Annotated in this window: 16 protein-coding genes; 5 read left to right on the top strand and 11 right to left on the bottom strand. The window is 68.9% G+C overall.

The features are described 5' to 3' along the window. Positions 1 to 63: 63 nt before the first annotated feature. The 4 genes from ABTZ43_RS11055 to ABTZ43_RS11040 are packed head-to-tail and all read right to left on the bottom strand — an operon-like array spanning position 64 to position 5255. A complete protein-coding gene (locus tag ABTZ43_RS11055) occupies positions 64 to 1191 on the bottom strand; it encodes an acyltransferase family protein (RefSeq protein WP_056416354.1) in 1128 nt (375 codons plus the stop codon). Then, positions 1188 to 2324 carry an NAD-dependent epimerase/dehydratase family protein gene (locus ABTZ43_RS11050; RefSeq protein ID WP_056416351.1) on the bottom strand — a complete coding sequence of 379 codons (1137 nt, stop codon included), beginning with the start codon at positions 2322 to 2324 and terminating at the stop codon, positions 1188 to 1190. The genes ABTZ43_RS11055 and ABTZ43_RS11050 overlap by 4 nt, the downstream gene beginning before the upstream one ends. Positions 2325 to 2380: 56 nt before the next feature. Beyond that, the gene (locus tag ABTZ43_RS11045; protein WP_350538825.1) at positions 2381 to 3271 is read right to left on the bottom strand and encodes a glycosyltransferase family 2 protein; all 891 of its coding nucleotides are present in this window, start codon (positions 3269 to 3271) and stop codon (positions 2381 to 2383) included. Between the two features lie 52 nt (positions 3272 to 3323). Then, the gene (locus tag ABTZ43_RS11040) at positions 3324 to 5255 is read right to left on the bottom strand and encodes a DUF6541 family protein (protein ID WP_350538824.1); all 1932 of its coding nucleotides are present in this window, start codon (positions 5253 to 5255) and stop codon (positions 3324 to 3326) included. Positions 5256 to 5441: 186 nt separating this feature from the next. On the opposite strand from ABTZ43_RS11040, the gene ABTZ43_RS11035 reads away from it, so the two are divergent. Together ABTZ43_RS11035 and ABTZ43_RS11030 are read left to right on the top strand one after the other, a co-directional pair. After that, complete coding sequence (locus ABTZ43_RS11035; protein ID WP_350538823.1) at positions 5442 to 6311, top strand: ABC transporter permease; 870 nt, start codon at positions 5442 to 5444, stop codon at positions 6309 to 6311. Beyond that, positions 6295 to 7029 carry an ABC transporter ATP-binding protein gene (locus tag ABTZ43_RS11030; protein WP_056416340.1) on the top strand — a complete coding sequence of 245 codons (735 nt, stop codon included), beginning with the start codon at positions 6295 to 6297 and terminating at the stop codon, positions 7027 to 7029. The genes ABTZ43_RS11035 and ABTZ43_RS11030 overlap by 17 nt, the downstream gene beginning before the upstream one ends. Positions 7030 to 7045: 16 nt before the next feature. Here the strand turns inward: ABTZ43_RS11030 and ABTZ43_RS11025 are convergent, their stop codons facing one another. Then, on the bottom strand, positions 7046 to 8119 hold the full coding sequence (locus ABTZ43_RS11025; protein ID WP_350538822.1) for a glycosyltransferase: 1074 nt from the start codon (positions 8117 to 8119) through the stop codon (positions 7046 to 7048). 106 nt (positions 8120 to 8225) lie between these two features. Here ABTZ43_RS11025 and ABTZ43_RS11020 point away from each other — a divergent pair, with 106 nt between their 5' ends. Together ABTZ43_RS11020 and ABTZ43_RS11015 are read left to right on the top strand one after the other, a co-directional pair. Continuing rightward, complete coding sequence (locus tag ABTZ43_RS11020) at positions 8226 to 9986, top strand: DUF4012 domain-containing protein (RefSeq protein ID WP_350538821.1); 1761 nt, start codon at positions 8226 to 8228, stop codon at positions 9984 to 9986. Positions 9987 to 10125: 139 nt separating this feature from the next. Then, positions 10126 to 10710, top strand: a complete 585-nt coding sequence (locus tag ABTZ43_RS11015) for an LAVTG motif-containing sortase-dependent surface protein (protein ID WP_056416332.1) — start codon at positions 10126 to 10128, stop codon at positions 10708 to 10710. A gap of 222 nt (positions 10711 to 10932) precedes the next feature. Here ABTZ43_RS11015 and ABTZ43_RS11010 read toward each other — a convergent pair whose 3' ends face one another. The 6 genes from ABTZ43_RS11010 to ABTZ43_RS10985 all read right to left on the bottom strand — a co-directional run bounded on the left by ABTZ43_RS11010 (position 10933) and on the right by ABTZ43_RS10985 (position 16828). Next, on the bottom strand, positions 10933 to 12300 hold the full coding sequence (locus tag ABTZ43_RS11010) for an LCP family protein (RefSeq protein ID WP_350538820.1): 1368 nt from the start codon (positions 12298 to 12300) through the stop codon (positions 10933 to 10935). Positions 12301 to 12383: 83 nt separating this feature from the next. Further along, positions 12384 to 12851, bottom strand: a complete 468-nt coding sequence (gene purE / locus ABTZ43_RS11005) for a 5-(carboxyamino)imidazole ribonucleotide mutase (protein ID WP_056419398.1) — start codon at positions 12849 to 12851, stop codon at positions 12384 to 12386. 107 nt (positions 12852 to 12958) lie between these two features. After that, positions 12959 to 14083 (bottom strand): 5-(carboxyamino)imidazole ribonucleotide synthase, encoded by a 1125-nt coding sequence (locus tag ABTZ43_RS11000; RefSeq protein ID WP_350538818.1) that lies wholly within the window; start codon positions 14081 to 14083, stop codon positions 12959 to 12961. Positions 14084 to 14171: 88 nt separating this feature from the next. Further along, the gene (locus ABTZ43_RS10995) at positions 14172 to 14723 is read right to left on the bottom strand and encodes a PH domain-containing protein (RefSeq protein ID WP_350538817.1); all 552 of its coding nucleotides are present in this window, start codon (positions 14721 to 14723) and stop codon (positions 14172 to 14174) included. 51 nt (positions 14724 to 14774) lie between these two features. Continuing rightward, complete coding sequence (locus ABTZ43_RS10990) at positions 14775 to 15545, bottom strand: biotin--[acetyl-CoA-carboxylase] ligase (protein ID WP_350538816.1); 771 nt, start codon at positions 15543 to 15545, stop codon at positions 14775 to 14777. Then, the gene (locus tag ABTZ43_RS10985; protein ID WP_056416317.1) at positions 15545 to 16828 is read right to left on the bottom strand and encodes a CDP-glycerol glycerophosphotransferase family protein; all 1284 of its coding nucleotides are present in this window, start codon (positions 16826 to 16828) and stop codon (positions 15545 to 15547) included. Before ABTZ43_RS10985 ends, ABTZ43_RS10990 begins: the two co-directional genes overlap by 1 nt. 147 nt (positions 16829 to 16975) lie before the next feature. Between ABTZ43_RS10985 and ABTZ43_RS10980 the strand changes: the two genes are divergently transcribed. After that, on the top strand, positions 16976 to 18001 hold the full coding sequence (locus ABTZ43_RS10980; protein WP_502885377.1) for a glycosyltransferase family 2 protein: 1026 nt from the start codon (positions 16976 to 16978) through the stop codon (positions 17999 to 18001). Positions 18002 to 18010: the final 9 nt, after the last annotated feature.

Below are 18010 nucleotides of genomic sequence, written 5' to 3'. Positions count from 1 at the left end.
ATGCCAACGCGTCGTCGTCACGGCCTCGAGGTGTCGGTGCGGCGCTGCGCTCGCGCCTCCTGCTCATCCGGCTGTGGCGGGAGGCGCGTCGGCGGACGGCGCAGCGGCGCCGGCGGGCGTGAGCACCGCCTTCTCGGACTTCTGAGAGCCACGCGCGAAGCGGATGAAGTGGCGCTCGACGAGCATCCAGCTCAGCCAGCCCAGGGCGAACGTCACCACGGTCGTGATGCCCGTGTAGACCGCGATCCCGAGACCCGCTCCGCCGAGGATCACCACGAGCTGCTGCACCGGCCAGGCGTAGATGTAGAAGCCGTACGAGACGTCGTTGCGCGCGATCCATGCCGGCTGCGGGATCACCGTCGACAGGTAGAGCAGCGCGTAGCCGATGAGGGGCGCGGCGATCGGTCCGCCTGCGACGGGGACGAACACCATCAGCACGGCAGCGAGCGGGATGCTGATCATCCCCACCAACGGCACCAGACCCCATCGCTGCACGACCAGGTAGATCAGCGACCCGCCCAGGAAGTAGGGCAGCAGGCGGCTGAAGAGGCCGAAGTTGCCGTCGAGGCCCCCGGTCACGCCCATGGCGTAGCAGACACGCACGATCACGGACGCCGCCCAGAGACCCGCGACGACGGAGATGGACCGCCGGAACACGGCGAGACCGCCCAGCACCCAGACGCTCAGGTAGCAGAGGAACTCGAAGTAGAGGGTCCACAGCGAGCCGTTCCAGGCGTTCGGATACGGCACGTCGGAGAGCGACGTGCCGATCTGATAGTGCTCGATGCGGAGGAAGAGGTTGCCCCAGACATACTCGAGCGGAGTCGGGTCCGTCGTGAAGTAGCCGGCGAGGCTCCCGTGTGTGAGGAGCTGTGCGATCGGGCCGAACACGAGCGCCGTGACCAGCAGGCACACCACGAACGCCGGCATGATGCGCGCGATCCGGTGCAGCAGGAAGGTGCCCGGATCGGTGCGCATCCTCGAACGCGTGATCAGGAACCCGCTGAGCACGAAGAACCCGATGACCGCCCATCCGCCGAGGTTCTCTCCGTTGAAGCCCGGGCTGTCCGTGCGGCCGACGACGTAGTAGCCGTGTGCCAGCAGCACCAGGAACGCGAGCACGAGACGGAACAGGTTGAGACTGTTCTTCCGATAGGGGAACTCCCGGGCCCGCAGCAGCGAGTGCGTCACTTCAGGAGGTTCCGCTTGCTCATCTCGTCGAGCGATCGCTGATATCCGTCTGCCTCGATCGGCTCGGTGAGCACCCATTCGACGAAGGTCCTGACGCCCTCGCGGAAGGGCACCTGCGGCGTGAACCCGAGGGTCTCCCTCAGCCGAGTGGTGTCTGCGACGTTGTGCCGGATGTCGCCCAGCCGGTAGTTGCCCGAGATCCGCGTGGGAACCTCGCGTCCGAACGCGTCGAACAGCGCGGCGACGACCTCGTTCACCGTGGTCGCCACACCGGAACCGACGTTGAAGGTCTCCCCCGCCGCGCGCGGGTCGGTGGCGGCGAGGAAGGTCGCCTCGACCACGTCGTCGATGTAGACGAAGTCTCGGCTCTCCTCGCCGTCCTCGAAGATGTTGATCTCCTTGCCCTGACGGATGAGCGTCGAGAAGATCGAGAGGATCCCGGTGTACGGGTTCTTGAGCGACTGGCCGGGGCCGTACACGTTCTGATACCGGACGGACGTGCCCTCGATCCCGATCGTCGGCGCGACCGTCATCACCAGCGACTCCTGCATCTGCTTGGTGATGCCGTACACGGAGGACGGATGCAGCAGCGCGCTCTCGTCCGTCGGGACGAGGCTGATCGGCCCCTCCCCCGCCGCATGCACGTCGAAGTCGCCCGCCGACATGTCGGCGTCCGCACGATGCGGAGGGTGGACGCGACGACCGTCTTCGGTGACGTAGGTGCCTTCGCCGTAGATCGACCGGGAGGAGGCGATCACGATGCGGCGCACTCCGTGGTCCTCGTTGGCGAGCAGGTCGAGCAGCTTGGCCGTGCCCCCGACGTTCGCGTCGACGTAGCGGTCGATCTCGTACATCGACTGCCCCGTGCCGGTCTCGGCCGCGAGGTGGATGACGATGGTCGCCCCCTCGAGGGCGGTGCGCAGGTCGTCCGTCGAGGTGACAGTGCCGACGACGACGTCGGCGATGCCGTCCAGCGACCGCAGCAGCGGCGACGTGGTCTCGGGATCATTCCCATGCACCTGCGGGCTCAACGAGTCCAGCACGGTCACCCGGTGTCCGTCGCGAGCGAACCGGGCCGCGAGCCGGGTGCCGATGAAACCGGCCCCGCCGGTGATGAGCACGTGTTCGGACATACGAAAGCCTCCTGCAGGGTGTGTCGACCAGGCGATCCGGCGCGCCTGCTCGCCACTCAGACGGCGAAGATGTGCGCCAGCGTCGATTGTATCCCAGCGCGATCGCCGTGCCGGATGACACCGGGGAGCTCGCTCACGGCGTGCAGCCGCGACATGATCCGGGCACGGGCGACGGCACTCGTGCGACGCCACCCCTTCTCCCGCGCCAGATCCCGGGCGATCGCGAAGTAGGCGCGCTCGTCGCGGAAGCGTCGGCCGTCGAGCAGCGTCTTCTGGGATGCGCTCGAGCCGTGGCGGCGATACGAGAAGGCGAGTTCGGGAACGTACGCGAGCGTCCCCCCGTCGAAGGCGACGTCCATGAGCAGAGCGAGGTCCTGGATGATGGGCAGGCCGTCGCGGAAATCTATGCGCTGCAGGGTCTCGGTGCGGAAGGTGAGCGAGGGCCAGTACAGCCAATCGCCCCGGATGAGGCTGGTGGCCATGCGCTCGCCCGACAGCAGAGCGATGCCCTCGCCACCCCGAGGGGCCAGCATCCCCTGCTTGACGCGGTCGACGAGCGGTCGGACCACCCGCCCCGTCTCGTCGATCACCTCGACTCCCGGCTGGATGACGTCGACCTCGGGACGCTGACGGATCACCCGTTTGACGACCTGCACGTAGTTCGGATGCAGCAGGTCGTCGCAGCCGAGGATCGTGATGTGCGACGTCGTCGCGCGGCGGATCGCCTCGCGATAGTTCTCGGTGATGCCCAGGTTCGTCTCGTTGCGCACGTACGTGATGCGCTCGTCGTCGATCTCCGCGAAGTACGCGGGCACGGAGTCATCGGGATAGCAGTCGTCGATGACGATCAGGTGCCAGTCCTCGTCGCGTTGGGCGCGAACGGAGTCGACCGTCTCACGCAGCAGTCCGGGATCGCCCCAGAAGGGCACGAAGATCTCCAGAGTCATCTGATTCCTTCCCTCGTACGATGACCGCGGCATCCGCGATCGTCGGTCGCGCTCATCCGCAGAGCACGACCTTGTACAGCACGGCGTCGCCGACCTGGTCGACCTTCTCGACGGACTTCGACGTGCGCAGTCGATCGAGTCCCTTGTAGGGGTGCTCGCCGTCGTTGATCTCCTGGGTTCCGAAGTCGAGCACGTACTCCACGTCGAGGGCGTCGATCGCCGAGCACACCTCCTCCGATCCCGGGCGCGCGCTGTCGAGCCGATCGAGCAGCACGGACATCTCCTCGGTGATGTCCATCAGGGTGTGCGGCATCACGACCTCGCGATCAGCGATCGCGTAGGCCAGTGCCGTACCCGTCCACGGGCTGCCGAGGATGACGGCGTCTTCGGGGACCTCGTCGTCGAGCCTCTCGATCAGCGCGAGCTCATCGGACGTCAGGAGCGGCGACTCGTCCGTCGTCGCGAAGGCGCCGTGGGCGGAAGCGACCGCCTGGCGCATGCTCCCCGCCTGCGGCAGGAGCACGAGCACGACGACGGCGACCGCGGCGAGGGCCAGGCGTCGAACTCGCGCGGACCGCACCTTCGCGCTCCAGCGCCTCAGAACGCCCCAGAGGGCGTGTCCACCGATCGCTGCGACAGGAACCCAGGCGATCGCGAGCAGCGCGGCGAGGCGAGGGGCGTTGTTGTACCAGGCTCCCGTCAGCAGGTCGCGCTGCACGAGATACGGCAGACCCGAGACCACGATGTAGAGCCCTGCCGCCGCAGCGAAGAAGCCGACCGCGATCCAGTCCGTCACGGAGCGGCGGCGAAGGCAGACGACGAGTCCGGCGATCACGAGGGCGGCCACCACCACGTTGACGGGAGCGGACCAGACCGATGCCGTCAGGACTTCGCCGACGGCCTGCCCGACGGTCTCGGTCGGCAACCACGAGCGTGCGTCGATCGGCGGACGCAGCACGTACCACGCTGCCAGCACCACGACCGCATAGGCCGCGGCGCACGCCGTCGAGACGACCTTGGCTCGCGCGGTCGGGCGCGAGAGCAGCAGCCGCACCCAGAGCACCAGCAGCACGACCGTCGTGAAGACGAGAAGGGCGACGAGGCCGCCGGGGTGTGCGATCGCGACGGCGGGGACCGAGCCGAGCGCACCCACCGCGAAGGGCCATCGTTCGCTCCAGGACCGACGCGCGCTCGCGGCGACGATGAGCGCCAACGGCACGCCGATCATGCTCAGGGACATCATGTACGGGAAGAGGACGCCGTAGTCGACGAGCAGCAGCGGGAACGCCGGGATCGCCACGCTGATCGCGGCGGCCACCACCATGACGGGGGTCGACGAGCCGGCGAGCACCCGGGTCAGGAGCAGGATCGTCACCGGCCACGCGAAGGCGGCGAAGAAGATCATCACGGCGTTGGACGCGACCGGGATGCTCACCCCCGCCAGCTGCACGACCAGCGAGGCGACCGCGTGCCAGCCGGACGGATAGAACGGCAGCCCGCCGGTCGCGGCGCTCGTCATCGAGCCGATCGTCAGAGGCGAGACGGAGCCGGTGTCGAGGGCGTAGCGGATGGCATTGAGATGGAAGATGTTGTCGAACGTCTGCGAGATGTTCTCGGGGGTGCCGATGACGAGGATCAGCTGTGCGACCACGACGAGGATCGCACCGACGACGGACAGCAGCGCCGCGCGTCCGAGGCTGACGTCGAGGCGCAGGGCGGAGACGGAGAACCAGGGCGCCAACCGGAGGACGGCCGCGATGGCCGCGATCACCGCGGTCACGGCGAGAACCGGAAGGATCCCCCATTCCCAGCCGACGAGGGGCGCGCCGAGCGCGGCGAGGACGATGACCGTGACACCGGCGGGGACGGCCAGCGCCCACGCGACATGACCGCGAGCGCCGAGCAGCCATGCGACGGCGAACCCCGGGACGAGGACGAGGCCGGCGGTGACCAGCACGGCCAGACCCAGGTCGAACCATCCCATGTGCGCAGCGCCTTTCTCGTACCTGACCGGACGTCGGCCACCGGCGTCGATCCTATCGAGGTTCGTCTGGGGGACCACCGACACACCGCTCGAGCGCCCCCTGACGGAGCGCACGATTCGGAGAACCTATGATTGACGAGGCGTTCCCCCCCGAACCGGACGTCTGACGGAGGTGACGAGGACGCCATGTCGCAAACATCTGTGCCCGCCGAGCTGCGACTGACGCAACCCGGATCGAGCACTGGACTGCTCGACGTGTTCCGTCGTCGTTACCTGCTCAGCCTGATCGTCCGCAAAGAGGTCGGCATCCGCTACCGCGGCTCCGTGCTCGGGTGGCTGTGGTCGTACGTCAAGCCGCTGATCCAGTTCCTCGTCTTCTACTTCGCACTGGGTGTCTTCCTGCGACTGAACGACAGCATCGAGTACTACCCGATCTACCTCCTGTCGGGCATCACCGCGGTGACGTTCTTCAACGAGTCTTTCGCGAACGCCACGAAGTCCCTCGTCGAGAACGCCGCGCTGATCAAGAAGATCTATTTCCCGCGGCAGATGTTCCCGGTCGCGAGCACGATGGTCGCGGCCATCAACACGGTCCCGCAGATCATCGTGGTGCTGGTGATCGCCCTCTTCTACGGATGGTCTCCGAGCCTCGTCGGCGTCGCCGCGCTCGTGCTGGGTCTCGTCATCATCTCGCTGCTCGCGACGGGCCTCGGACTGCTCTTCGGCGCGATCAACGTCACCTTCCGCGACGCACAGAGCTTCGTGGAGATCATCGTCATGATCTCGGTCTGGGCATCGCCGGTGATGTACCAGTGGCAGATGGTGGCGACGAAGGTCCCCGAGTGGCTGTTCCAGCTGTACGCGCTGAACCCGATCACCGGTGCCGTCGAGCTCTTCCACTACGGCATCTGGCACGCGCTGAATCCCGCGAACGCCGAGCCGCTGCCGTCGCTGTGGTTCCACGCGGTGATCGCTCTCGCCGTCTCCATCGTCATCCTGATCATCGGCGAGATCGTCTTCCGCCGTCTGGAGGGTCGCTTTGCCCAGGATCTCTGATGCTCCCCGCATCCTCGTCGAGGATGTGCACAAGCACTTCAAGCTGCGCCACACGCACTCCATGAAGGAGACCTTCGTCGCCGCGATGCGCCGCAAGCCCCTCACCTCGGAGTTCCAGGCGCTCGACGGCATCTCCTTCGAGATCGGCGAGGGCGAGGCCGTCGCGCTGCTCGGCTTCAACGGCTCGGGCAAGTCGACGATGCTCAAGCTCATCTCCGGCGTGCTGCGCCCCGACGAGGGACAGGTGCGCACCCGGGGTCGGGTCGCGGGACTGATCGAGGTCGGCGCCGGATTCCACCCGGACCTGTCGGGTCGCGAGAACGTCTACCTGAACGCGGCCATCCTCGGCATGTCGAAGAAGGAGACGAAGGAGCAGTTCGACTCCATCGTCGAGTTCAGCGAGATCGAGAAGTTCATCGACACCGAGGTCAAGCACTACTCCTCCGGGATGTTCCTGCGCCTGGCGTTCTCGGTCGCGATCCACACGCATCTGGACGTGCTCCTGATCGACGAGATCCTCTCTGTCGGCGACGAGCCCTTCCAGAAGAAGTGCCTCGCTCGCGTGCGCGAGCTCCACGCCCAGGGCAAGACCCTGGTGGTGGTGAGCCACGATCTGAACATGGTCTCGCACCTGTGCGAGCGCGGCATCCTGCTGCAGGACGGCAAGGTGCGCTTCGACGGCCCCAGTGCGGATGCCGTCGAGCTCATGCGCTCCTGACGGGCCCGGCACCCGCTCAGAGATCGGCGTGCAGGCCCCACACCCGCTCGGCGGCACCGAGCCAGGAGAACGACCTCGAGCGGTCCGCACCGAGGACGCTGAGCCTTCTCGCGCCGTCGCCGACGGCGTCGACGGCGGCGTCCGGAGCATCCGCGGCGTCGACGATCATGCCGCCGTCCGCGATCACGTCGTGGTGCACACCGCTCTCGACGGCGACCACGGGGACGCCGAGGGTCATCGCCTCGACCGCACGCCAGGGCCACCCGGCTCCGGCATCCGTGGCGACCATCGCGGCGGCGGCGGCGAAGACGGCGGCGCGGTCCTCCGTCGACAGCACTCCGCGGATGTGCGCGCGGGCCTCGGGCAGACCGACCGCCGCGGCGATCTCGGCGAGGGCCGGCTCTCCACCCTCCGGGGCGTCGAGGACGACGGCGTCTCGGCCCGTCGCGAGAGCCGCGCGGAATCCGGTCTCGAGGGAGTCGGCGGCGCCGGTGACGACGACGTAGGACGCGGGAAGCGACAGAGCGGTGCGTCGCGCGGCGGCGTCGAACGGCACGACGAACGACGACGGGACCGCACCGGAGATCACGCGGATCCGGTCGCCCAGCTTCGTGATCTCCCCGAGTCGGGCCGCGATCGCGTGCGAGGGAACCACGACGGCGTCCGCATGCTTGACGGCTCTCTTGAGCATCGCGCGCTGCCAGGACACCGTCGACTTGGGCAGCAGCTGCGGGGCGTCCCACGCGCGCAGATCCCAGAGAGTGACCGTCGTCTGGTCATGATCGTGCACCCGGTCGTGCCGCACGAGCGGCGCCATCAGAGTCGCCGAGTGGATGAGGCCGTCACCCGCGCCGGCCGGGATCCCCAGCTGCCACGATCCGGCGAGCTCGCGGCGCGCGAGCGAGAGCCTGCGGACATCCGCGATCCCGCGGATCGACACCTCGGCCCCGGCGGGCACGATCGCCTCGACCTCGCATCCGGACGGTGCGGTCGCGACCAGTGCTGCGGCGAGATCCGATGACGCGAACGCATGATTCCCGTCGACGACATGCGTCAGCTGATCCAGAACAACACGCAGCCGAGCACCCATGCGACAACAGTAGCCGTCCGCAGCTGGAGAACCCCGGAGCACGGCCGCGTGGGGCGCACGCGCTCCGCCGTACCGGCGATATCCCGCTTCGTGCTTGAATGCAGGAGTGAGTGACGGACGCCTTCCTGTACGTCGTCGGTGGTTGCGGTGGACCCTCGGCGTGATCCTGACGATTCTCGTGCTCGCGATCGGGTGGGTGACGGTGCGCGGCATCGGTGCCGTGAACGACCTGCAGCAGGTGGCGACGTCGTCGTCGACGCTCAAGGAGGCTGTCGGCCAGGGTGATCTCGAGAAGGCCGCCTCTCTCTCGTCCCGCATCGCGCATCATGCCGGGTCCGCGCACGACCTCACCTCCGATCCCGTCTGGCACGCCTTCGGCATCCTCCCCTGGCTCGGACCGAACTTCGCGGCCGTGAGCGACGTCGCCGAGATCGCCGACGACGTCGCCTCCGATGCGCTCGTGCCGGTGCTCGACGCCGCCGGCGCTCTGAACCTCGCCAGCCTCGGCCTGTCGAACGGCGCCGTCGACCTCGCCCCTTTCGCCGCCATCGAGCCGTCGCTCGCGGACGCGAGCACGACACTGAGCGCGGCGCAGGACCGCGCTCTCCGGATCGATGCGGATGCGACACTCCCCCCGCTCGCCGATGCGGTGCGCGAGATGCGCTCTACCGTCACCCAGGCAGCGACCGTGGTCGGATCGCTGCACGGTGCGGCCGCGCTGCTGCCGAGCATGCTGGGTGCGGACGGCCCCCGCAACTACGTCCTGGCGATGCAGAACAATGCGGAGCTGCGCTCTTCCGGAGGCATCATCGGAGCCATCGCGCTGCTGCACGCGGAGAACGGACGGGTCACCCTCGTGCAGCAGGCATCGGTACCCGACTTCCCGAAGCTCGACGACCCCCTCCCGCTCAGCGAGTCGACCGTCGCGCTGTTCGAAGACCGCCCCGGCCGGTACATGCAGAACCTGACGAGCATTCCCGACTTCACCGAGGCGGGCCCCGCGATAGCGGCCCGCTGGCAGAACCGGTTCGGCCAGCCGATCGACGGCGTCGTCGCCGTGGACGCGGTCATGACCGAGAGCCTCCTGAAGGCGACGGGCCCGCTCACGTTCGGACCGTTCAGCGTCACGCACGAGACGGTGGTGAACTTCCTGCTCTCGGAGATCTACGCCGCGGTCCCCGATCCTGCGGCCCAGGACGAGGTCTTCTCGCAGGCGGCGGGAGCACTGCTGTCGGCGGCGCTGTCGACCGCCGATCCGAAGGACCTCGTGGCCGCGCTGGCCGATTCGGCCGAGCAGCACCGGATCCGCATCTGGAGCGCGCACGAAGGCGAGCAGAAGATGCTTGCCGCGTCGTCGCTCGGCGGCGCTCTCCCCGTCGACGACACGGAGACGCATGTGGGCGTGCTGGTGAACGACACCACCGGCGGCAAGATGGACTACTACACGGATGCCTCCATCACCACCTCGGTGGGGGTCTGCGACGGCGAACCGACCACCCAGGTGCGGGTCACCTGGACGAACGACGCGCCGGCGGATGCGGGCACCACCCTGCCGCCGTACGTCACGGCGAACGGGTTCTACGGAGTCCCGCCCGGATCCGTCCGGACTCTGATCACGGTGTACGGGCCCGAAGGCGCCACCGCGTCGCACATCGACCGCGACGGTGAGCAGGAGAGCGTCCAGACGGCCCTCCTCGGCACACGCGCCGCCGTGCAGCACGAGGTACTGCTCGCCCCCGGCGAGTCGTCCACGATCACCCTCGAGTACCAGGGCACCGGCGCCGGCGAGCGACTCACCGTGGTCGATCACACGCCGATGATCAGCGACCCCGAGATCTCCCGAGAAGAACTGCAGTGCGCCTCGTGACTTTCCCGATCCGATGATGTAGTGTCGGTCTCACTGGGGAATATCTGGGTGCAATTCTGTCGTGGGGACAGGGTCATCCACGCAATCGGACGCAGGGGTGTGTCCGGATGCGATTCCGCGTGAATTTCTGGGGAGAATCATGCTGAAGAAACTGGCTGCCATCAGCCTTGCCGCTGGCGCGATCGTGTTGATGGCTCCTGCCGTTGCCACTGCTGCGCCGTTGACCGTTCCGTCCGAGTCCGACACGTACTCCGGCACGCCTGGCGTGGGGGTCGACGATCCGATCATCGGCATCTGCGATGTATCCACCGTCACCTTCGGCGCGGGGTACTTCCTGCCGTCCGAGACGGTCGGTGTCTCCGTGTCAGGTCACAACGCCGGAGAATCGGCGGTCTCGGGGAACACGGCGGCTGCCGACGGCAGCCTGGTCGTGACCTTCCGTCCGCCTGCCGACGGTGAGGGATCCTACGCGCTCACGTTCTCGGGATCTCGTTCCTACACGGCGACCATCACGGTCTCGCACGGGCACGATGAAGCCGTGCGCTGCGACCACGACCCGGGCGTCGCGGCGTCCGGCACGGAGATGCCCCTGACCGGAGGCGGGCTCGAGCTCGCCCTCACCGGTGGCAGCGTGTCGCCCTGGGTCGTCGGCGGTGGCGCTGCGGCTCTTCTGGCCGGTGGAGCGCTCGTCGCCACCGGTGTCGTGCGCCGCAAGCGCGCCTAGATCGGACCCCGCTTCGGCGGGTGTCGGCTGGACGGCGGTGGTCCCTCCCCCTCCGATCACCGTCGTTCAGTGAATCCGGCCCGAACCGGAGGCCCACGGCCGCTACCTTAACTCTCAGGTGGCGGCCGTGGGTTCGTTAACGGGCCGGTTCATCGACCTGCCGGTTCCGTCCGATGCTCACCGGCGAGCCGGCCCCTCCGGTCCGGCCCCACCCGGCACCGCTCAGGGCGTGGGTGTCGGGGTCTCCGTCGGCGGGTGCAGGGTCTGCTGCATCAGCTGGTGGATGTAGTCGTAGTTCGGCGAGTGCTCGTCGACCCCGTTGTCGGGGGTGAGCTCGACCGTCGTGACCGGCTGCTCTCGGGCCTTCGTCATGAGATCGAAGAACTCGGGGAGCTTGTCCTGAGGGAGATCCGTGCTGATGAGCGCGGTACCCGCCGCAGCGACCTCGTTGAATCGCGTCAGCACGGTCTGCGGAGTGAACTGCGCGAGGATCGCCTCCTGCAGCTCACGCTGGCGCTTCATCCGGTCCCAATCGCTCGTGGTGTACCGCGAGCGCGCGTACCACTGGGCGGTGTCGCCGTCCATGTGCTGCTGACCGACCTCGATCCATCCCGACGCCCAGGCGTCGACGTCGTGGGGGTCCACGCCCTCGGGCGGACCACCCTTCGGGAGCCGTTCCGTGACGTTGACGTCCACGCCGCCGAGCGCATCGACGAGGGCCGCGAAGCCGTGCATGTCGACGAACACGTAGTAGGGGATCTCGATGCCGAGGACGCCTTCGGCGGCATCCTTCGTGGCCTCGATCCCGGGGTCGGAGCCGTGAGAGGCGGCGTCGGGATAGAGCCCTGCGCCGTCGTCGTCGCGGCAGACCTCGGCGGCGTTGCGAACGTGGTTCATCCAGCCGTTCCAGCCGCAGGAGCTCGAATTATGCCCTTCGAACCCGTTCGGGTACAGCGCCTGCATCGGGCTGCCCTCGCTGAACGGCGCGTGCGGGAGCTCTCGCGGAATGCCCGTGATGGTCACGGCGCCGCTGGTCGCGTTCACGGAGACCACGGAGATGCTGTCGTACCGCATCGAGTCCCGACCGTCGCCGCTGTCGGCTCCGAGCAGGAGGATGTTGTAGTAGCCCTCGCTCGGCGGCAGGCTCGGACCACTCTCGCCGAAGATCGTGTTGATCGTTCCGCGGGCGGTTCCGACGTAGGACGCCGCGTACCCGGTTCCCGTTCCCACCAATCCGAGCAGCAGCAGGGCGACGAGCGGGATCGCGAACTTCGAGGGACCCGGCACTTTCACGAGGCGCACGAGGCGCAGCGCGTCGAAGGTGAGGACGATCCACAGCACGAGGTAGCCGATGAGCAGGACCTGGACGAGGGTCAGGACGACCGCGGAGAACCACCCTCCGCCCACGGTCAGCCACAGCAGCACCGGGCGGGCGAAGAGTGCGAGACCGGCGCCGACGATCACGAGGAACCAGGCGAGCAGTGTGGCTCCGAGCCCGAAGCGACCGAGTCGTCGATCACCGGCGAGCACCTGCGCCGAACCCGGCACGAAGAGGTTGAGCACCACCAGCCACCAGGCGCGCTTGGTCATCGACCCGGCGTCGGCGGTGTTCGGGTGCCGTAGCGGACGGGTCTCGATCAGAGGGCGCGCCGAGCCTCGCGGTGGCGCAAGGGTCACAGCGAGCCCTTCAGCCGCTCGTTCTTCTCCTCGACCTGAGCCTCGAGATCGAGGGCGTACGCCTCGACGCGATCGGCGAGGTCGTCGTCGGACGTGCCGAGGATGCGGGCGGCGAGGATGCCGGCGTTGCGCGCTCCCCCGATGGAGACCGTGGCGACCGGGATGCCTGCCGGCATCTGCACGATGGAGAGGAGCGAGTCCATGCCGTCGAGGAAGGCGAGCGGGACCGGCACGCCGATGACCGGCAGCGCCGTCATCGAGGCGAGCATGCCCGGCAGGTGCGCGGCGCCCCCGGCGCCGGCGATGATCACGCGGATGCCGCGAGAGCGCGCCTCGCGCGCGTACTTCATCAGCTTGTCGGGGGTTCGGTGCGCCGAGACGACCTCCACCTCGTGCGGGATCCCGAAGTCCGTCAGCGACTGTGAGGCGTCGCTCATCACTCGCCAGTCGGAGTCGGATCCCATGACGACGCCGACCAGGGGCGCGGTGGAGGAATGCAGAGGCTCGGTCACTCCCCCAGGCTACGGTCTGCTACTGGGAGAATCCCCGAACGGCACGCCCCTTGTGCCCCTCAGTCGAAATGCGCGGCAGCCGCCCTCGCGACGTACACCGCATCGTCGAGATCCGCACCCGACACATTCACGTGACCGACCTTGCGCCCGGGACGGGGTGCCTTGCCGTACGTGTGGATCTTGGCTGTCGGATATCCGGCCATCGCCGCAGCGAAACGGTCGCCGAGCGTGCCGTCCTTCGGCCCGCCGAGGATGTTGATCATCACCGACCAGGGGGCGCGCGGCGTCGCGTCGCCGAGCGGGAGATCGGCCACCGCCCGGAGATGCTGTTCGAACTGCCCGGTCACCGCGCCGTCCTGGCTCCAGTGCCCGCTGTTGTGCGGGCGCATCGCCAGTTCGTTGACGAGGATGCGCTCGTCGTCCGTCTCGAAGAGCTCGACCGCCAGCATGCCGGTGACGCCGAGCCCCTCGGCGATCGAACGCCCGATCTCCTCCGCCAGCTGGACGAGCCGCTCCGACGCCTGCGGTGCGGGAGCGAGCACCTCGGCGCACACGCCGTCGCGCTGCACGGTCTCGACGACGGGGTAGGCCACGATCTGCCCGCCGGGACGACGCGCCACCTGCTGGGCGAGCTCGCGCACGAAGCCGACGAGCTCTTCGACGAGGAGCGCATCACCGTCGGCGAGCGCGTCGAACCAGTCGCCGGCATCGCTGCCGGAGCGGACCACGCGCACGCCCTTGCCGTCGTACCCGCCGCGTGGCGTCTTCACCACCGCTCTGCCGCCGTGGTCGTCGAGGAACGCCTGCAGCTCCGCGGCGTCTCGCACCGGCGCCCACTCGGGCTGCGGCACACCGAGCTCGGCGAGGCGCGCACGCATGAGCAGCTTGTCCTGGGCGAACTGCAGGGCATCCGGTCCGGGATGCACCGCCACGCCGTCGGCGACCAGCGCTCGGAGGATGTCCTGCGGGACGTGCTCGTGGTCGAAGGTGACGACGTCGACGTCCTGCACGAACGCGCGGACGACATCGAGGTCGTGATAGTCGCCGACGGCGGTCGCGGCGAGACCGGCCGACATCCCCTCGTCTTCGGCCAGCACCCGCAGGTCGAGTCCGAGCTCCACCGCCGGAGCGATCATCATCCTGGCCAGCTGGCCTCCACCGATCACACCCACACGCAACGCCATGTGCCGTCTCCCATCGTCCTGACCATTCTCGCGCATCACCGCAGCGATCGAACACACCCTCCTCGCGCGGCCAGGCCACGCGGCGACCTCAGAACGAGGCGGTGTCGGACCCGGACTGCGCGTCGCGGTGCGCGAGGATCTGACTGACCTCGATCTGGTCGGCGAGGGTCTCGTGCACCAGGGTGACGTTGGGTACGTTGGCCAGTCGCAGCGGCGCATCGACGCCGTTGGAGAGCGAGATCGTCCCCGTCCCCCACATCCGCTGCAGGACGCCTCGACGCACGCCGATCGTGTAGCCCCTGGCATGGGACATCTCCCGACGGCTCTGCGCGCCGACGCCGTGGCGCACGATGACCCGTCGCGTCGTGACGGTCACCGAGCGCGAGTACCAGACGGTGTAGGGCACGACCACGAGAAGCAGCACGAGGCCGCCGGCGGCGCTCAGGAGCATCCAGTCCTCGAACGGGGCAGGGAGATTGTCGTAGAAGTAGGCGGTGGCGCCGAACACCGCGATCAGCACGAGCGCCGACCAGAACAGCCGTCGGGCGTGACCACGGAACCGCGCGATCAGCAGCTCTTCGGAGGGCACACCGGGAGGTGGCATCGTCGGCCGTCCGCCGAGGGTCACTGGCTGCGTCACTCCTCCATTGTGCCTGGAACGACCGACATCGGCCTGCGCGCCCCGGGCGTGTCAGACTCGGGCCGGTCGGACATGCACCACGTCGCCGGCCGAGACGGCGACGTGCTCGCCCGCGGAGAGCACGACGAGCCGACCTGCCTGATCCACGGCGACGGCGGTGCCCACGAGCACGCGCTCCCCGGGGAGAGTCACCCGCACGTCGAGCCCGATCGTCGCGCACCGCGCCGAGACGGCGGCATGCAGCCCGCCGGCCACGGCGTCACCGGCCTCCGCGAGGTCGGAGATCCGCATGTCGAGCTGCCGCAGGTAGACCGAGAGCAGGCGGTCCGCATCGGCGCGGACTCCGAGTGCGGCGAACGACGTCGCCGTCGGCACCGGGAGCTCCGCGGCGGTCATCGCGGTGTTGACGCCGGTGCCGACGATCACGGCATCGGATGTCGCCTGCGCCAGGATGCCGCAGATCTTGCGCCCCTCCACGAGGACGTCATTCGGCCACTTGACCGCCACCCGGTGCTCGGGCAGCTGCTCCGCGATCGCCTCCGACATCGCGAGACCCGCTGCGAGGGGGATCCAGGCGCGCGCATCGGGGTCGGCCGGAAGCCGGCGAAGCAGCACCGACACCGCGAGGGAGGATCCGGGAGGCGCCGTCCACGAGCGGTCGAGCCGTGCACGCCCCGCCGTCTGGGTGTCGGTGAGGAGCACCGAGAGATGCGGCCACTCCCGGGCATCGGCCGCCCGTTCGGAGAGCTCCGTATTCGTGGAGCCGATGGCGGGCAGTACCTCGAGCCGGGAGGCCACTCCCCTGGTCGCGGTGAGGTCCATCAGACCTCCTCCTCGTCGGCCTCTTCGTCGTCGTCATCCTCGTCGGGGCGCACGGCACCGATCTCGTGGGCCTGCCAGCGGTCCCACCGGCGCATGAGCTCCTCGATCGCACCGTGGAACTTCGCGGTGGCGACTCCGGGTGTCGTGTCGCCGAAGTAGTGCTGCACCCACATCCGCAACCGGGCGATGGCCCCCTCGTCCGCGCGCACGCGCTCGACCTCCGCGATGATGCCGGAGGCGGCATCCGCCTCGAGCCATTCGCAGTCCGAGAGGTAGCCGTTCGTGTCGATCGATGCGCGGTCGTCGACCGGGCGGGTGATCATCAGAGGCTTGCCGACGGCGAGGCGGTCGTAGACCATGGCCGAGATGTCGACGATCGCGACATCGGCGGCGGCCAGCTGCCAGCCCAGGTCCGGACCGTTGTCGTACACGTGCTGCGCTGCGGGATCGGCAGCGTTCGCCGCGGAGATCGCCGCGACGATCCGCCGGTGCGCGGCGCCATAGGCGTCGTCGACCACGCCGCTGCGAGGATGCGGCCGGTAGACGACGCGATGCGCGGACGACGCGAGGAGCGCACCCACCAGTGCCTCGCCGTGCGAGGCGATCGATCCGTAGTGCGCGCTCGGGCGGTCGCCCTCCCACGTCGGCGCATACAGCACGACCGTGCGGTCATCCGGGGTGTACGGGAGCGTGCCCGAATAGTGGTCGGCCTGGGGGCGGCCGATCTCGAGGGTGCGGCGCTCGATGTCCCAGTCCCAGAGCGTGCGTGAGAGGCGGTCCCGCGCCGCCTGCCCCGCGACCAGCGCGTAGTCGTAGGCCTTGTACTGGTTCGTCGTCATGTACATCTTGTCGGACTCGCCGTGGTTGATGAACACGTGCCACCGGCGGCCGTAGCGGAACATCTGGAAGTTGCGGGTGTTCTGATTCACGTACAGGACGATGCGGATGTCCTGCGAGGCGACGAACTGCTCCAGGTCGCGCACGGTCGGGACGAAGGCGACCGGAGGGCCGTCTTCGTCGAGGAGCCTGTCCGCGCCCGTGGCCGAGCGCGCCAGCACGACGACCGGCCAGCGCTTCGCGAGCTCCGCCAGCGGACGGTACCACTGCCGCATCTGGTACATGTTCACCGCACCGTCGGCGAAGTAGACCGCTATCTGGTACCGCCCTGACGGATGCGGTTCCCGATCGGCCAGCCTGCGGCGGACCCGTTGCACCGCGGTACGCGAGGCGAGAGCCCTCTTCAGCAGACGGTAGGCCTTCTTCGCATCGGACACAGCACCCATCCCTCCAGGATACCGAGTGGGACCCGCGGTTCTCAGCCGATCCCGGGCGGCCGGCGCCCGCATCAGCGAACGTCCGAGAGCACATGCCATGATCGTCATGTGCCTGACAACGAGATCGACGCCCCCGACCACGGGGTGTCCTTCGTCATGCCCGTCCTGAACGAGCGCGCCTACCTCGAGCACGCCGTCCGTTCCGTGCTCGCGCAGGAGCTGACGGTGCCCGCCGAACTCGTGCTGGCCCTCGGACCGTCGACCGACGGCACCACCGCCCTCGCGCAGCGCCTCGCCGCCGACGACGAGAGGATCCGGCTCGTCGAGAACCCGGCCGCGCACATCCCCGTCGGACTGAACGCGGCGATCCGAGCGAGCCGATACGCCACGATCGTGCGGGTCGACGCCCACTCCGAGCTCTCCCCCGGCTACGCCGCGCGCGCCCTCGAGACGCTCCGGCGCACCGGCGCCGCGAACGTCGGCGGCGTGATGCATGCGGACGGCAGGACGCCGTTCCAGCGAGCCGTCGCACGGTTGTACAACTCACCCGTCGGACTCGGCGGAGGCGCCTACCACGGAGGGACGCACGAGGGCGAGGCCGAATCCGCCTACCTGGGCGTCATGCGCCGCGAGGTGCTCGAGGAGGTCGGGCTCTTCGACGAGTCGATCCGCCGCGGCGAGGACTGGGAGCTCAACCTCCGCATCCGTCAGGCCGGACATCGGGTGTGGTTCGATCCGAGCCTCTCGGTCACGTACTGGCCGCGGGAGAGCTGGCTGCGTCTGGCCCGGCAGTTCCGGGCCACCGGAGCGTGGAGAGGCGAGCTCGTGCGCCGGTACGGGCGCCGCAACGGCATCCGCTTCTTCGCACCGCCCGCGCTCGTCGCACTGCTCGCCACCGCCGTGCTGCTCGGCGTCACGCAGCTCGTCGGGGCCGTGACCGGGGTCCTCTCCACGATCCTCTCCGCGGTGATCTACCTGCCGTTGCTCGCCTATGTGATCCTCGTGCTCGTCGTGGCCGCTCTGCCCGGCGGTGGCGGCCCGCGCCAACGGCTGTGGACGGCCGCCGTGCTGCCGACGATGCACCTCTCGTGGGGCTTCGGGTTCCTAGGCGGCGTGCTCCGCGGAGCCCGTGACACCGTCGACGCGTCGAGGCTCGGCACCCGCAACACCCCGCTCCCCTGAGCCGGGGCG

Source organism: Microbacterium sp. NPDC097977, from assembly GCF_040302605.1.
In the GTDB taxonomy this organism is placed as follows: domain Bacteria; phylum Actinomycetota; class Actinomycetes; order Actinomycetales; family Microbacteriaceae; genus Microbacterium.
The sequence above is the reverse complement of the archived record's forward strand: the minus strand, read 5'-3'. Positions and strand labels throughout refer to the sequence as shown.

Excerpts from the sequence above, each read along its gene's own strand:
- ABTZ43_RS11050 (WP_056416351.1), bottom strand. The coding sequence starts at position 2,324 with ATGTCCGAACACGTGCTCATCACCGGCGGGGCCGGTTTCATCGGCACC.
- ABTZ43_RS11035 (WP_350538823.1), top strand. The coding sequence starts at position 5,442 with ATGTCGCAAACATCTGTGCCCGCCGAGCTGCGACTGACGCAACCCGGA.
- ABTZ43_RS11025 (WP_350538822.1), bottom strand. The coding sequence starts at position 8,119 with ATGGGTGCTCGGCTGCGTGTTGTTCTGGATCAGCTGACGCATGTCGTC.
- purE (WP_056419398.1), bottom strand. The coding sequence starts at position 12,851 with ATGGGATCCGACTCCGACTGGCGAGTGATGAGCGACGCCTCACAGTCG.
- ABTZ43_RS11000 (WP_350538818.1), bottom strand. The coding sequence starts at position 14,083 with ATGGCGTTGCGTGTGGGTGTGATCGGTGGAGGCCAGCTGGCCAGGATG.
- ABTZ43_RS11010 (WP_350538820.1), bottom strand. The coding sequence starts at position 12,300 with ATGACCAAGCGCGCCTGGTGGCTGGTGGTGCTCAACCTCTTCGTGCCG.
- ABTZ43_RS11045 (WP_350538825.1), bottom strand. The coding sequence starts at position 3,271 with ATGACTCTGGAGATCTTCGTGCCCTTCTGGGGCGATCCCGGACTGCTG.
- ABTZ43_RS10980 (WP_502885377.1), top strand. The coding sequence starts at position 16,976 with ATGCCCGTCCTGAACGAGCGCGCCTACCTCGAGCACGCCGTCCGTTCC.
- ABTZ43_RS10990 (WP_350538816.1), bottom strand. The coding sequence starts at position 15,545 with ATGGACCTCACCGCGACCAGGGGAGTGGCCTCCCGGCTCGAGGTACTG.
- ABTZ43_RS11015 (WP_056416332.1), top strand. The coding sequence starts at position 10,126 with ATGCTGAAGAAACTGGCTGCCATCAGCCTTGCCGCTGGCGCGATCGTG.
- ABTZ43_RS11040 (WP_350538824.1), bottom strand. The coding sequence starts at position 5,255 with ATGGGATGGTTCGACCTGGGTCTGGCCGTGCTGGTCACCGCCGGCCTC.
- ABTZ43_RS10985 (WP_056416317.1), bottom strand. The coding sequence starts at position 16,828 with ATGGGTGCTGTGTCCGATGCGAAGAAGGCCTACCGTCTGCTGAAGAGG.